This is a genomic window from Bacillus sp. MBGLi79 (assembly GCF_002953915.1).
In genome coordinates this window covers 70,466-84,793 of sequence record NZ_CP026521.1, presented here as the reverse complement: position 1 = coordinate 84,793, position 14,328 = coordinate 70,466, and the positions used below count along the sequence as shown (strand labels likewise).

13 protein-coding genes and 2 tRNA genes are annotated in these 14,328 nt (G+C 43.3%); all 15 read right to left on the bottom strand.

The features are described 5' to 3' along the window. Positions 1 to 9: 9 nt before the first annotated feature. The 15 genes from spoIIE to C1T29_RS00430 all read right to left on the bottom strand — a co-directional run bounded on the left by spoIIE (position 10) and on the right by C1T29_RS00430 (position 14,252). A complete protein-coding gene (spoIIE, locus tag C1T29_RS00500) occupies positions 10 to 2,493 on the bottom strand; it encodes a stage II sporulation protein E (RefSeq protein WP_069150731.1) in 2,484 nt (827 codons plus the stop codon). A 199-nt stretch (positions 2,494 to 2,692) separates the two neighbouring features. Continuing rightward, positions 2,693 to 2,764 (bottom strand) — tRNA-Glu (locus C1T29_RS00495). Positions 2,765 to 2,773: 9 nt separating this feature from the next. After that, positions 2,774 to 2,850: transfer RNA gene (locus C1T29_RS00490), tRNA-Met, on the bottom strand. 168 nt (positions 2,851 to 3,018) lie between these two features. Then, complete coding sequence (locus C1T29_RS00485; RefSeq protein WP_003218379.1) at positions 3,019 to 3,405, bottom strand: S1 domain-containing RNA-binding protein; 387 nt, start codon at positions 3,403 to 3,405, stop codon at positions 3,019 to 3,021. Positions 3,406 to 3,485: 80 nt separating this feature from the next. Next, complete coding sequence (gene divIC / locus C1T29_RS00480; protein WP_040081060.1) at positions 3,486 to 3,863, bottom strand: cell division protein DivIC; 378 nt, start codon at positions 3,861 to 3,863, stop codon at positions 3,486 to 3,488. Between the two features lie 17 nt (positions 3,864 to 3,880). Continuing rightward, positions 3,881 to 4,516, bottom strand: coding sequence for a spore cortex biosynthesis protein YabQ (gene yabQ / locus C1T29_RS00475; protein WP_014662494.1), 636 nt, complete (start codon positions 4,514 to 4,516; stop codon positions 3,881 to 3,883). Next, the gene (gene yabP, locus C1T29_RS00470; protein ID WP_003226714.1) at positions 4,513 to 4,815 is read right to left on the bottom strand and encodes a sporulation protein YabP; all 303 of its coding nucleotides are present in this window, start codon (positions 4,813 to 4,815) and stop codon (positions 4,513 to 4,515) included. The genes yabQ and yabP overlap by 4 nt, the downstream gene beginning before the upstream one ends. 78 nt (positions 4,816 to 4,893) lie before the next feature. Continuing rightward, positions 4,894 to 5,154 (bottom strand): RNA-binding S4 domain-containing protein, encoded by a 261-nt coding sequence (locus C1T29_RS00465; RefSeq protein ID WP_003226716.1) that lies wholly within the window; start codon positions 5,152 to 5,154, stop codon positions 4,894 to 4,896. A gap of 2 nt (positions 5,155 to 5,156) precedes the next feature. Further along, on the bottom strand, positions 5,157 to 6,626 hold the full coding sequence (mazG, locus tag C1T29_RS00460) for a bifunctional methyltransferase/pyrophosphohydrolase YabN (RefSeq protein WP_095432923.1): 1,470 nt from the start codon (positions 6,624 to 6,626) through the stop codon (positions 5,157 to 5,159). Next, a complete protein-coding gene (locus C1T29_RS00455; protein WP_069840433.1) occupies positions 6,616 to 8,214 on the bottom strand; it encodes a putative polysaccharide biosynthesis protein in 1,599 nt (532 codons plus the stop codon). The genes mazG and C1T29_RS00455 overlap by 11 nt, the downstream gene beginning before the upstream one ends. A 182-nt stretch (positions 8,215 to 8,396) precedes the next feature. Continuing rightward, positions 8,397 to 8,933 carry a stage V sporulation protein T gene (gene spoVT / locus C1T29_RS00450; RefSeq protein WP_014662490.1) on the bottom strand — a complete coding sequence of 179 codons (537 nt, stop codon included), beginning with the start codon at positions 8,931 to 8,933 and terminating at the stop codon, positions 8,397 to 8,399. A gap of 135 nt (positions 8,934 to 9,068) precedes the next feature. Then, positions 9,069 to 12,602 carry a transcription-repair coupling factor gene (gene mfd / locus C1T29_RS00445; protein ID WP_103750513.1) on the bottom strand — a complete coding sequence of 1,178 codons (3,534 nt, stop codon included), beginning with the start codon at positions 12,600 to 12,602 and terminating at the stop codon, positions 9,069 to 9,071. A 69-nt stretch (positions 12,603 to 12,671) separates the two neighbouring features. After that, a complete protein-coding gene (fin, locus tag C1T29_RS00440; RefSeq protein ID WP_003243417.1) occupies positions 12,672 to 12,902 on the bottom strand; it encodes an anti-sigma-F factor Fin in 231 nt (76 codons plus the stop codon). Positions 12,903 to 12,961: 59 nt separating this feature from the next. Beyond that, on the bottom strand, positions 12,962 to 13,528 hold the full coding sequence (gene pth / locus C1T29_RS00435; RefSeq protein ID WP_040081067.1) for an aminoacyl-tRNA hydrolase: 567 nt from the start codon (positions 13,526 to 13,528) through the stop codon (positions 12,962 to 12,964). 106 nt (positions 13,529 to 13,634) lie between these two features. Further along, positions 13,635 to 14,252, bottom strand: a complete 618-nt coding sequence (locus C1T29_RS00430; RefSeq protein WP_103750514.1) for a 50S ribosomal protein L25/general stress protein Ctc — start codon at positions 14,250 to 14,252, stop codon at positions 13,635 to 13,637. Positions 14,253 to 14,328 lie beyond the last annotated feature (76 nt).

Sequence of the window (14,328 nt, the reverse complement as noted above, 5' to 3'; positions counted from 1 at the left end):
ACGAAAGCGTTATGAAATTTCTTGTTTGTTTTGAAAGATTGCCGGAACAGGAATGGATGCCCACTTCGGTGTATTGTGATCAATCCGGACGACAACAACAGTCATATCGTCCTCAATTTGGCCGGACCTTGTGCGGATGACTTCTTCCATAAGCAAATCGGCAATCTCCTGCGGGTCATTTGTTTTCAATCCTTTCATTTTACGCTTCATCCATAAGTCATGATTTTCTACATGCTTAGGCCCCTCAAAAATGCCATCACTCATCATAATTAAGAGGTCACCCGCTTTTAGCTGTTCACTCACAACCTCCACATCGAATTCATTAATAATACCGATTGGCAGATTGCTCGCTTGAACTTTCATGACCTGGTCACCCCGTTTGATAAAGCTAGGCGTCGATCCAACCTTCAGAAATTTACAGCTGGCATCTTGAAGATCGATAATAGATAGGTCAAGCGTGGAATATATCTCGTCAGTTGTCCTTAGGGACAGTATGCTGTTAATGGTTTTAATTGCTATTTTTTCATCAATGCCGGATTCAAGGATTTTCTCAAGAAGCTTAATCGTTTCATTGCTTTCGAAGTGGGCCCTTGCGCCATTGCCCATTCCGTCACTGATTGCCGCAGCATATTTTCTGGCTCCTAGCTCCATCATGCTGTAACTGTCGCCGGAGACAAGGCCGCCGCCCTTCGCAGCGTGAGCCGCCCCTGTAGACACCCTGTATGATTTTGTTGACCCAAAGGCGACATGGCTGTATCCATTCGGATGTGGAGAGTGCTGTTCGGCTTTCACAAGAATTTGTTCTTCCAGAATGTCAGAAAGCATAGGGGCAATGATTTTTTCACTTTCTCCATGTCCGCTGAACGGAATGGTCATTTCAATATCGATATTTCCTTGTTCAAGGCTATAGATCTCTACATGCTGAATCTCAATTCCGAAATGCTGAAGTGCCTCTATGATTTGCTCTTCCTGCAGAAAATGCTGTTCTCGCTCTCTTTTTATTTCCCGAGAAAAGTCGGCCATAACCTCAGAAACGCCTAAAAGCTGTTCGGCAACAAGGCGCCTGCTGTCCTGGACTTTTTTCTTGAGCGTTAAATGGGCATGATGATGTGCGAGTTCATCCTCAATCAGCTCTTCAACCTGCTTTGATTTAGAACAATGCTGATGAAACTCTTTTTTCAGCCTTCGGTTTGATGCATATTCTTTTTCTTCTGTTTCAAGCATAACTTGTTTCATTAAGTCATATGTTTTATCAAAGTTCTGTACCCAGCACCTGTTTTTCTTGTAACACGTCTGACAGGAATGCTCCGTGATTTTGCTTAAAAACAGATCAACTTCACTGTCATCTGTCTGTTCATCTGATGCTTGGTAAAAGGTTGCAAAGCTTTCAGACAGCGCGTGAAATACATTGGAGAACTGGTCTACCTTCTGAGCAGTGACATCTCGGATTTTTCTTGCGTATTGCTGCTGCTCTTGAAGATGCTCCACAGTTCCCGGAATATATCTCGCCACTTTCCTTGTAATAGATTGAGGTGTGAGCAAAAACAGGCCGACTGCGATTAGTGACTCATAGAGCGTTGTCATCAGACCGGCAGAGCCTTCACCATATAAAGATATAAGAAGCGACCCAACGATCAAGCCGATCGCCGCACCTGCTTTTTTCCCTTCCTTCAGCAAGCCGCCTAATAAACCGGAAAAAGCAAGCAGACTCATTTGATAGAGGTTTCCGATATTCGCCAAACCAAGAATCAGGCCGGTCACGACGCCAACCGTACATCCAATGCTTGCTCCGCCAATAAAGGAAAAACTCAATACAACATAGCGAGCCAATATATGTTCTGCCTGCATCCCTTGGTAGGACAAGCCGGCCAGTCCCGTTAACACAGAAGCAATCAGGATCATAAAGCAAATGATTTCCTCTATTTTTAACGATTGTTTCACTTTTTTCACAGTGAAAACTGGAAGGCTCTGAAGGAAAATCAATGTTAAGATAAACGATAGTCCAGCCTCAACGACAGCCATTACATAATCATAGGTTGTAAATGCGCCATTTTGGGCATAAACAAACCCGGCTCTTGCTGCAGCCATGGAGAAGAACACGACAATCGGGAGTGCTTTTACACGATCGTCGGTAATGAAGGCAGCCACTTTAGAAATTACGAAGAATGCCAGCAATGCCGCTAATATGAGCAATGAGTGCTTCGGAGATATAGTCAGTGCACCTGCAAGCACGGCCAAAACCGCATAAAACGCTTTGTCTCTTCTGATGAGAAGCATCGCTCCAAAGAAAGGAAGTGCGAAAGGAAGCACCTCGGATAATATGAAAGCTCGTCCAAGCAAAAATCCGATGACGACATAAATGAATCCTTTATAGAAAAACAGCGAATGCAAATGATGGGTCACCAGCTTCGTTCCCCTGTTAAAAAACGATTGGAGTTTTTCCAAAGCCTGTCCCGCCATTGGCCCGTTCACTCTTCTTTCTGCTTTTTCCATTCCTCTCATCTCCCACCTGTTATATTCGTTGCCTGTCATTATAGCGAATGCACAGATAGGATTTTGTCAAAAGAAGGTAACAATACCGAAGAAATCTTCGACGGTTTCTGCCTTGATATTCGTTTATCAAAAGAATTTCTAGAATGTTGTCTAAAAATGAAAAAAATCGGTTTCTGCAAGAGAAACCGATTTTTTAGGATGACCCGTACGGGATTCGAACCCGTGTTACCGCCGTGAAAGGGCGGTGTCTTAACCGCTTGACCAACGGGCCAAACAAATATGGTAGCGGCGGAGGGGATCGAACCCCCGACCTCACGGGTATGAACCGTACGCTCTAGCCAGCTGAGCTACACCGCCATATTGTTTTGTGCTTCTAAGCACAAGTTATATAATACAAAGGTTTGTCTCTTTCGTCAACAGAAACTTTAATGTTGTAATTTTCTGACTCTTGGAAAGGGTGAGGATAATAAAAAAGCATCCGTCGGGATGAACGGATGCTTCATTTATTTTATAGAAAGCAGCAAGTTATCCTCTTCTTGCTCCGCGCCCTCCACGTTTTGATTCCGTATTGCGTTTTAAAGATGACAAGCGATCTTCGCTGTCTTTTAAAAACTTATTCATTTTCTGTTCAAAAGATTCTTTCGGACGGAAATCATTTCTAGGTCTGGCTTGCGGACGGTCTTTAGCTTTTTTAATAGATAAACCAATTTTCCCGTCTTTTTCAACGTTGATGACTTTCACTTCAACTTGGTCGCCGACTTTTAAGTGGTCGTTAATGTCTTTGACATAATTATCAGCTACCTCACTAATGTGAACGAGACCGGTTGAGCCTCCAGGCAATTCAACAAATGCTCCAAAATTTGTAATACCTGTAATTTTCCCTTGCAACTTGCTGCCAACTTCAATCGACATAAAAAAAGTGCTCCTCCTTAGGCTTATAAAAAGATCGTTTGCTTAATTATACCTAAATAAAAATTTAAGTGTCAACAAGGCTACTTGCTCTTCTTCTCCACATTGAAGATAATTTCTCCGTCTCCAGACATGAATAAGTCCCTTCTGGCAAGCTCTGTGACGTAATCCTCATCCTTCAATTTGGATATTTCTTCTTTTAAATCCGCTTGTTTTGTCTTTAAATTTTTCAGTTCTTTTTCAAGCTGTTCTTTCTTTTCTTCTTTTGCGCTAAGGGAAGATGTTTGGGACCATACAGAGCTTGCCAGCACAATTGCCGTCAGGAATACTAGGGCGCCGAATACAGTCAACCGTCTGTACAGCCCTTTGCGTCTTCTTTTCTTCAGCTGATTCTGCCGTTCCACTTGTTCTTTATAGTCGTTTTGTATTTCAGTTATCGTTCGTTCCCTGGAAAAATTCAAACCAGACGGTCCTCCTTTCATCTCTTCAAAAAACTTGTGATGGTCGTTCTTATGGTTATCAATAGTTTCTTCTTCTTTTTGAGAAATCCTGCACCTTTTTCAAATAAACGTCTAAAAGTTAGACGCATTCTCACAGGAAGAAGTTTCAAACATTGTTTCACGATAAAACGGATCGGAAAACACAGAACCATGACTATTTTATAAAGACACAGCAGGAGAAAACCGATCAGGCGGTATGTTTTCTTGAATAAAAATGCCGCCATCCAGATGATCGCTCCGCATGTCCACACAATAGGACGAAATAACACGTGCTGAATGAGTTTTTTGAAGAATTGATAAACAGAAACAACAAGGTAAATGACGAATTTCAGTATTTTTATATAGATTCGTTTGCAAAGGCTCTGATACGTCGCAATGCCCAGCAGAACCGCTAAAAAGATGTAAATCCTGAATTCTCCCTCATTTACATGAAGCAAGACATAAAAGAAAAGCAGCCCTTGCACAATCCAGAAAAGAATATCATGAATAAATAATAGCCATCTGGCTGTTTTAGCACGAATGACAAAGAGCCGGTATGTATCAAGCGAAGCACCAAGCCAGAGACCCATACCGGACATCGCCAGCATTGTATAGAATTGTGTCGTCAGCGTCATTTAAACAACTTGCTAAAAAATCCTTTAGCTTTATCCCCTTGTTGTTCGTCTAAGTACACTAAATCAAATACCCTGCCTTTAATAGAAACAATCCCTTTTTCCACATCTAGATTTTTCATCTGCAGGTTTTGGCCTCTGACGGAGAGCATTCCCATCACCGTTTCTAGCAGGAATTCTTCATTATCGAAGCTCTCCACATGCTTAACCCCAGAAATATCTAAATGCTTCCGGCCTTTCATTGTCACATCATGCTGTTCCGGAACAGACGAAGAACCTTTTTGATCATAATATGAATTCATCTATTCAGCCCCCATATCCTCGATACTTTTAGCACTATTACTGCATTGTATGAGGAGGGGGATTTTTTTAGAACAAGCCTATTCGCCGAGTTTTTCTTCTTTTAGAATCGTATACATGTTTGCAGCTTCTTCTTTTTTCGTTGTGTCTTTCAATTCATTAACTTGAACCGTTACAAGCTTTTGGCCGAAGCGGACCGTTAGTTCATCTCCCGGTTTTACGTCAGAGCTTGCTTTCGCCTGGTTTCCGTTTATAGAGATTCGTCCTTGGTCAGCTACTTCCTTCGCTAGTGTACGTCGTTTGATCAGCCGTGATACTTTTAAAAATTTATCTAATCTCATATCTATGATCTCCTCTCAGTTTCTTTTGCTTCGTTCCACAGTTTGTCCATGTCCTCAAAAGACATATCAGCCAGCTCGATTCCCTTTTCCTTCGCTGTTTCTTCAATGTATGAGAACCGTCTCCGGAATTTGTCATTAGTCATAGTCAGCGCTTCCTCTGGCTCTATTTTGTAGAAGCGGGCTACATTCACCAGCGCGAACAAAATGTCGCCAAACTCGGCTTTAAGATTATGTTCATGAGGAGCTTCAGAAACCTCAGAATAAAATTCCTTCATTTCCTCACTTACCTTTTCCCAAATATCACTGACGTCTTCCCAGTCAAAACCGACCTTCGCTGCTTTTTTCTGCAATTTAGCTGCTTTCGAAAGAGCTGGAAGAGTCTTCGGTACGCTGTCTAATAACGATGATTCAGATGTGTTTTTTTCGGCCTTTTTTATATCTTCCCAATTTGCCAATACATCGTTCTCATCCTGAACCTTAACATCTTTAAACACATGGGGATGTCTTCGGACCATTTTTTCACTGATTCCTTTTATGACATCATCAATTGTGAAATAACCTTCATCTTCACCAATTTGCGCGTGAAGCAAGACCTGAAGCAAAACGTCGCCAAGCTCTTCGATCATATGGTCTGTGTCTTCTTCGTCAATTGCTTCGAGAAGCTCATAACATTCTTCAATCATGTACTGCTTTAATGACTGATGCGTCTGCTTTTTATCCCACGGACATCCATTAGGTCCGCGAAGCTCTCTGATGATGCTTCGGAACGTGGAGAATTCGTGATAAAGCAGCTTCTCTTCTTTAATCGGCGGAATATACACACTTGTTAAGTTATTCAAGGCGACATTGCGGTCCAGCTCAAATAATGGCACTGTCCTGATATCTTCGTCACGGCTGCCTGCTGCAGTCACGATCACGACCTCATAATCATCAGGCAGCTTCTCCATTAATGTCAGCTTCACTTCTGAGGCCGTCATTTGGTCGTAAACCTGACATATAATCAAATGATGGCTGAGCTCTAGCTCATCCGCGGATAATGTGCCGGCATCCACAAATTGAAAACCTTCAATCGGGTCGATTTGCAAGGCATTGAATGTGGCATCAAGGAAACTTTGTCCCCCTGCGACTTTCACTTGAACATTTTCCTTTTCCTGCCGCTCCGTCAGCAGCTGAACTGTTTTTTCTGCGACAAACGGGTGTCCCGGTACAGCATAAACCACGTCCTCACGCTGCGCCGCTTTAAAGAGGATGTCAGCAATTTCTTCATATACCGCCTCAAACTGATCATGCTTCTCATATATATCGTCAAAGTAACGGATGTTCTTCGTTTCTTTTTCAAGCTCCTCAATTAAAGGATGATCCTTGGTTCTGACATACAGCGTATCTGCCTTCGTCAGCAGCTTGTGTATACCAATTGTCAATTGGTCCATGTCTCCGGCACCAAGTCCGACGACAGTAATTTTACCCGCCATTTTGTTCTCTCCTTCTCACGAATTTGCTTAACTTGCTGCCGAATGGCACACTGTTCAGCTCTTCATCTGTAAATATTCCCAATCTCATCATACAATAAATAAACACCGCGCCACCAATAGCAACAGCAGAAAGACTCTCTATCACAGCCGATCCTCTTCCTGTTGCAGGAAGCAAGAAAGTCCAGAGACGCGTATACGCAAGCAAAACAGCTGACATCAAAAGAGCAGATCCAATAATCGGAATCAAAACACCTCTAAGCTTATCGAGCCATTCCTTTTGCCGAAGCTGATACAAGTTAAGGCCGGCGACAGCCGCAAAGGAAGCCGCTGTCGCAAGCGATGCACCTTCAATCCCATAGCGCGGAACCAAAAGGGTGTTTAACACCCATTTCACTGCAACACCCATGCCTACCGCTATCGCAGGAAAAACTGTGTACCCCGCGCCCTGTAAGACTGCTGCTGCCGTTACCGCCATAGATGCAAACAAAATAGAGCTGCTAAATATTTGTAACGCACCTGTCCCTTCTCCATTTTGAAACAGCATGATATTCACCGGCTTAAGAATGCAAATTAACCCAGCCGATGCGCCTGTACCGAGCACAAGGCACAGTTTCAAAGATGACGTGATTTTTTCTTTCATGATCTTCAGCTCTTTGTTTTTTACAGCCATAGAAATATACGGAACGAGTGACGTCGCAATGCTTATGGCAAACACTGAGCCGAGCTGCAGCAAGGGCTGTCCCCGATCATAAATTCCCTTTAGGCGTTTCGCTTCTTCGCTTGCCTCACCACCTGATAGCAAAGCATATAAATTCAAGGCATCAACAAGCTGGATAAACAAAAGCAGCAAACTGCTTACACAAATTGTAACCGAATATAACAGCAGTTTTTTCGTCAATTCTTTTGTTGTGATGTCACTTTCATTTTGTCTACCCGTTTGCTTGTCTCTTTTCATTTTGAACCAAAAAAATCCGAGTATTATCAATGCAACGAAACTTCCGGCAAGAGATCCGGAAGCTGCTGCCGCTCCCGCAGTATAAAGTGAGGCTCCTTTTTTGACGAGCCAAAATGATAATCCTAAGAGCACCGCAACTCGCAGAAACTGCTCTGTCATCTGTGATAGGGCCGAAGGGAGCATTTCGTGCCGCCCTTGAAAACCGCCTCTAAGCAACGCGACAAATGGGAACAACAGAAATGCATACGCGGTCACTTGAATTAACTCAGCGAGATGCGAATCCCCCATAAAGAGCGCGATGGGAACAGCACCCAAATATAAACAAAGAAATAATAACATACCGATTAAAGACAAAAACCACGCTGATATTTTTAATATAGTGTGATGATTTTTTTCGCTATAATCATTCATCAGTTTCGAAATAATGACCGGAAATCCTGATGTTGATAGCATAACCGCAATACCAAGAAAGGGATATACCTGCTGATATATATAGAATCCAACATCGCCGACAATGTTTTGAAATGGGACTCTGTAAACGGCGCTTAAAATTTTTGTGATGACGCCTGCCAGAATTAAAACAAATGCCCCCTGCCAAACCCAATGCCGTTTAACGCCTATTGAATCGTCCATCCAAAAGCTCCTTCCCAACGTCAAGGGCAATACGGTTCACGTATTACCGCAGCACAAATAAAAACGAGGTTATTATACCATATCCCAACCCTTGGAATCCTATTTCGGCACGCATGAAAAAGAACAGCGTCCCAAAGGAGAGCTGTTCTTTTCATACCTATTTTCGATAAAAGGAATAAGACCTACTGTTCCATTTGACGAGCCAAAAATCCAGCTGCTGTTTCAACGGCTTTATGCTCTACTTCGCCCATTGATTGATCTTTTGAAAAAATCACCACAGCACCTATCGGATCGCCATTCGCCACTATTGGGCCGACAGTATAAGAATTCATGTCCTCATCTATGCCATTCACAAGCTGTACTGATTTCGCATCACTCTCAAGCACAGAGCTGCGCTGATCCATTATTCTTTCCAGCATTTCGCTGATTGACTTGTTTAAGTAATCTTTTTTGGAGCTGCCAGACACAGCAATATATACATCACGATCACAAATCAGCACTGAATGGCCGAGACTGTCGTAAAGCGCGTCTGCATACTCTTTTGCAAAGTCTCCAAGCTCACTGATCGGAGAGTACTTTTTCAAAATCACTTCTCCGTCACGATCCACAAAAATCTCAAGCGGATCGCCTTCCCTGATTCTCAGAGTTCTTCGAATTTCTTTAGGAATCACGACCCGACCTAAGTCATCAATACGACGTACGATACCGGTTGCTTTCATCTCTGGTGCCTCTCTTTCATTTGATGGTATATATATGTGGGAAAGACCTAAAGCAGTTACTTTATGTACCTTCCGCCTCGCTTGAAATTAGTATCCGTCACATCAAATGTAATATACACCAGAGAGTAACAAAATTTACGTTGATGAAATGGTTTGCTTTTTCACATTTTTTAAGCCCTTCAGCATGCCTAGCACGGTGTCGAGCCACTCATCGGCACTACGGCCTTTCGTCTGTATGGAGATTTTGAGTTTTTTCCCTTCCATTCCCAGTCCGATTTGTCTGCCATATTGATTGCCAAGCTCAAACAGCTTCTGTCCGTCAATTTCAGCACTTGCTTCTTCAGAGATCGTCAATCTGACAGCGTCTTTATCCTGCTTAATCAGCTCGACACGTTCCTGTCTCGCATAAACCTTCATTTCTGCAACAGTAAACAAGTATTCGACTTCTTTTGGATAGTTTCCAAAGCGGTCGATCATTTCATCCTGAAGCTCGTTCTTCTCTTCGATTGTCGCCACAGATCTAAAGCGTTTATACATATCAATTTTCTGTTTGCCGTCTTGAATATATGTTTCTGGAATATACGCATCAAGCTCGACATCAATTTCTGTTTCAAACTGCTCCGTCTTCGCTGTGTCTCCTTTACGTTCTTCAATGGCCTCTTTCAGCATTTGGGAATAGAGGTCAAATCCGACCGAATCGATGAAGCCATGCTGCTGGGCGCCAAGAAGATTCCCGGCTCCGCGAATGGTTAAGTCACGCATTGCGATTTTAAAACCGGAACCTAGCTCAGTGAATTCTTTAATGGCCTGCAGCCTTTTTTCAGCTACTTCTGTCAGCACTTTATCCCGACGGTACGTGAAGTACGCATATGCAACACGGTTAGAACGGCCGACACGCCCCCGCAGCTGGTAAAGCTGAGAAAGACCCATCTTGTCGGCGTCAAATACGATCAGCGTATTGACGTTCGGGATGTCCACACCTGTTTCAATAATGGTTGTACTGACGAGAACGTCTGATTCTCCTTCAAGGAAACTCAGCATAACGGTTTCTAATTCATTTTCTGTCATTTTTCCGTGGGCGTACGTCACCTTTGCGTCCGGGACAAGCATTGAGATCTCATCCGCTTTCCGCTCGATGTCCTCTACCCGGTTGTACAAGAAATAGACCTGGCCCCCGCGTGCAAGCTCACGTTCAATTGCCTCTCTGACAAGAGCGCCATTGTATTCCACAACATACGTCTGTACGGGGAAGCGGTTTTCCGGCGGGGTTTCGATGACTGAAAGATCCCTTACGCCAAGCATAGACATATGCAGCGTACGCGGAATCGGCGTTGCTGTTAGCGTTAAAACATCAACATTGGCTTTAATTTGCTTGATCTTTTCTTTATGGGTTACACCGAAACGCTGCTCTTCATCAATGATGAGGAGCCCTAAGTCTTTATACACGACATCTTTTGATAGCAGACGATGCGTCCCGATGACGATATCAACCGTCCCGTTTTTCAATCCTTTGATTGTTTCGTTTGCTTCTTTTCTTGTTCTGAACCTGCTGAGAAGGCCGATATTAATCGGATAGTCCTGGAAGCGCTCTTTAATGGTTTCATAGTGCTGCTGTGCCAAAATGGTTGTGGGAACGAGCAGAGCTACCTGCTTTCCGTCGCCGATCGCCTTAAACGCGGCACGTATGGCAACCTCTGTTTTACCGTAGCCCACATCTCCGCACAGCAAGCGGTCCATCGGACGTTCTCTTTCCATGTCTTTTTTGATTTCGTGAATCGAACGGAGCTGATCCTCAGTCTCTTGATAAGGGAAAGCTGATTCGAATTCACGCTGCATCTCATGGTCAGGAGAAAACGCGTATCCCTTGCTCGCTTCTCTTTCGGCATAGAGCTTAATTAAGTCATCAGCAATATCCTGAACGGATGTCTCTACTTTTTTCTTAACCCGTTTCCATTCGCTTCCGCCTAATTTATACAGCTTTGGCTCTTTTCCTTCGGAGCCGACATATTTTTGCACCTGATCAATTTGTTCTACAGGGACGTAAAGCTTGTCACTTCCCTGATAATGAATATTTAAATAGTCTTTATGAATTCCGTTGATTTCAAGGGTTTCAATTCCCAGGTATTTTCCGATCCCGTGATTAATATGAACGACATAATCACCAATTTGAAGCTCAGAATAGCTCTTGATGCGCTCTGCATTGGTAAGCTTCTGTTTTCGCGGCTTCTTTTTCACACGGTTTTTGAACAGTTCTTCTTCCGTAATAACGGCAAGCTTCATTAATGGCAGCTCAAATCCCGATTGGAGCTCACCTTCCATGATATAGACCTGTCCCTGAACAAGCGCTTTTTTGCTGTCTGTCACGGCGGCCTCGATATCATAATCAGCCAAAACAGATGACAATTTCTGTGTACGTTCCTTGTTTGCTCCTAAGAACACAACAGTGAAATTTGATTTTTTAAAACGCTCCATTTCACCTGCGAGCACGTTCATTTGCCCATGGAAACTCTGCATTTGACGGCCTGACACATTGACGATATTTTGCGGACTCGTATGCTGTACATGCCGCAAAAATAAAGAATAGTACAGCAGAGGCAGTTTTTGCTCAGCCACTATTTTTTGGAAGCTGAATGACAAACGAATGTCATGCAAAATCTTGCCTTCCTCAAGAAGATTTGTTATAAACTCTGCTTCTTCTTTTTGAAGCTGTTCTTCCATCTCATGAATCCGGCTGACTTCATCCAAAATCAGAAGTGTATTTTCAGGTGTGTAATCTAGTAAACTAGCAGGCTTTTCATAGAAATATGAGAGATACTTCACGAGCTCCTGATCTGTCTGGCCTTCAGACAAGCGTTCTTTATCGTGGGAAATATTCGCATGAAGTATTTCTTTTTGCTTGTCAGCCTTTAATTTTTTCAAGCTCGCAGCAAGACCACTATCGATTTTCTCCATCGCCCGTGCTTTTTCTTCCGGTCTGATAATTAATTCCTTCGCAGGACCGATATTGATCGAAGTAAGGGTCTCAATTGACCGCTGATCATCTGAATTAAAGCTGCGGATTGAATCGACTTCAGTGTCAAAAAGTTCAATTCTCACCGGATTTTCTGAAGTCAGCGGATAAATATCAATGATTCCTCCGCGAATACTGAATTCTCCGGGCGCAGATACCATATCAGACCGTTCATACCCGATCTCCACCAGCCGTGACGCTAGCTGGTCAGGTTCGATATCATGCCCTACTTGAATGAGCATCTGGCTGCTTTTCCACACCTCTACAGGCGGCAGCATTCTTCTGATGGCAGCTACAGGAGCAACGACAATCGGCGCTTCTCCATTCGTTAATCTATTAATGACATCTAATCGCTGCGCCCGCAATTCAGGGCTTGCCACTGCGATTTCTGATGAGATGAGTTCATTGACGGGGTACAAAAGGACAGACCGATCCTCCAGAAGTGAAGTCAGATCATCTGTTACTTTCTGGGCTTGATATAAGTTATGGGTGATGAGAAAGATAGGCTTATTCGTTTCATTAGCCAGGGCAGAAGTAAAAACAGAACGCGCGGAACCCGACAGACCCGCGAGCAGTTGTTCCTTCAGGCCCTCGTGTAAACCGTTGATGATGGATTTAAAGTCATCGCTTTCTTTTATAAAGGTTTGAATGTTGTCCATATGGCCCCTCCTCTCTGTTTCCTGTGAGAACAGAAAAACGCTTTGGTCTAGTGTCTACACCAAAGCTTTTTATTGAATAAATGTGTGATATTCGTGGTAATGCGGATTTCGGTCAAGCGCCTCTTGGCAGTCTTCACATATCGTCAAAACATGGACATCTCCATTTTCTTTATAAGAAATCATATCGTTTCTTTCCTCATTTGTTAAGTGCTGAAATCCAAGTGAGTCTGTCGATACCATTGAAGATTCGAGACTGCCTACTTTCACTCCGCAATGACGACAATAATAATGCAAAGCCATACAAGGGACCTCCTGATGAAAAAGTCATTTTGGTGTAGTATGGACTTTGTTGTTTCATTTTATACCTTTGCGTTAAATTCGTTCATGACTTCTAAAAACGGTTTACTCAGAGAAGCCTCACAAGCCTTCACAGATTTATCAACCGCTTCCCCGATCTCAGGTGCCTCCTCCTTTGTAAAGGAGCCTAACACATAATCAACGACCTTCATGCCGTTTACAGGCCGGCCGATTCCGATGCGGATACGGTCAAACTCGGATGTTCCAAGATGCTGGATCAGTGATTTGATGCCGTTGTGCCCTCCGGCGCTTCCTTTCGTTCTTAACCGAATCTTGCCAGTCGGAAGGTCAAGATCGTCGTAAATGACTGTCAAATCTTCGTTATCCACATCATAGTAATCCATTAAAGGCCGCAAACATTCTCCTGATAAATTCATATATGTAAGCGGTTTAACAAGTAGAACCTTTTTGCCGGAAACAAATCCGGTTCCGTATAATCCGTTAAATTTATTTTGATTCAGCTCTATATTCCATTCCTTTGCAAGCTGATCTATCACCATAAATCCGACATTATGCCGTGTATTTTCATAGTTCTTCCCCGGGTTTCCGAGACCGGCAATCACAAGCATGGCGAATCCTCCCTTAGTCACAAAACTCCCGTCTTCATAAACGGGCTATAATTCTTCTCATTCTAGCACAAAAGACGTAACCGCGGGAGGGTTACGCCTTAAGCTATTATTGTTCTTTGTTTTCACCTTCAGGCTGAGCATCTGCAGATTCCTCTTCATCGATCTCAGCTGCTTCCTGCTGCTGCGGAGGAAGGATAGAAGCCACGACCTCATCTGATTCATGATGAAAGGAGTAGTCACCGCCAGCAGGCAAATCCGCGATCGTCAGTACTTCATTTACATCGAGATTAGAAATATCAGCCTCAATCGTTTGCGGAATGGCTTTTGGCTTAGCCTTTACAGTAAGTGCATATAGCGGCTGCTGCAATACGCCTCCGTTTTTCACACCAATGGCTTCTCCGGTCAGATGAATCGGAACTTCCACTTCAATGTCCTCACTCATATTGACTACTTGAAAATCAGCATGAGTGATTTTATTTTTCAGCGGGTCCGTTTGCAGGTCTGTCACCATGACAGAGTGTTTCTCTCCGCTGACCTCAAGCGTAATGACGGCATTTTTGCCTTCGTCCCTCAGCGTTTTGATCAGCTCCACACTGTCTAATGACACTGGTTTGTTGCCAGTATCCTTCCCATATATGATACCTGGAACATGTCCTGAAGTACGGATATTCCGAAGAGATGAACGAGTAAAGTCCGTTCTTTCTTTTGCCGTTAAAGTTGCCATATTCAGCACCATCCTATTATCGTTTTAATTGTCCTATTACAAACAATACCCATAACGATTAGGATTTAAACCTCAA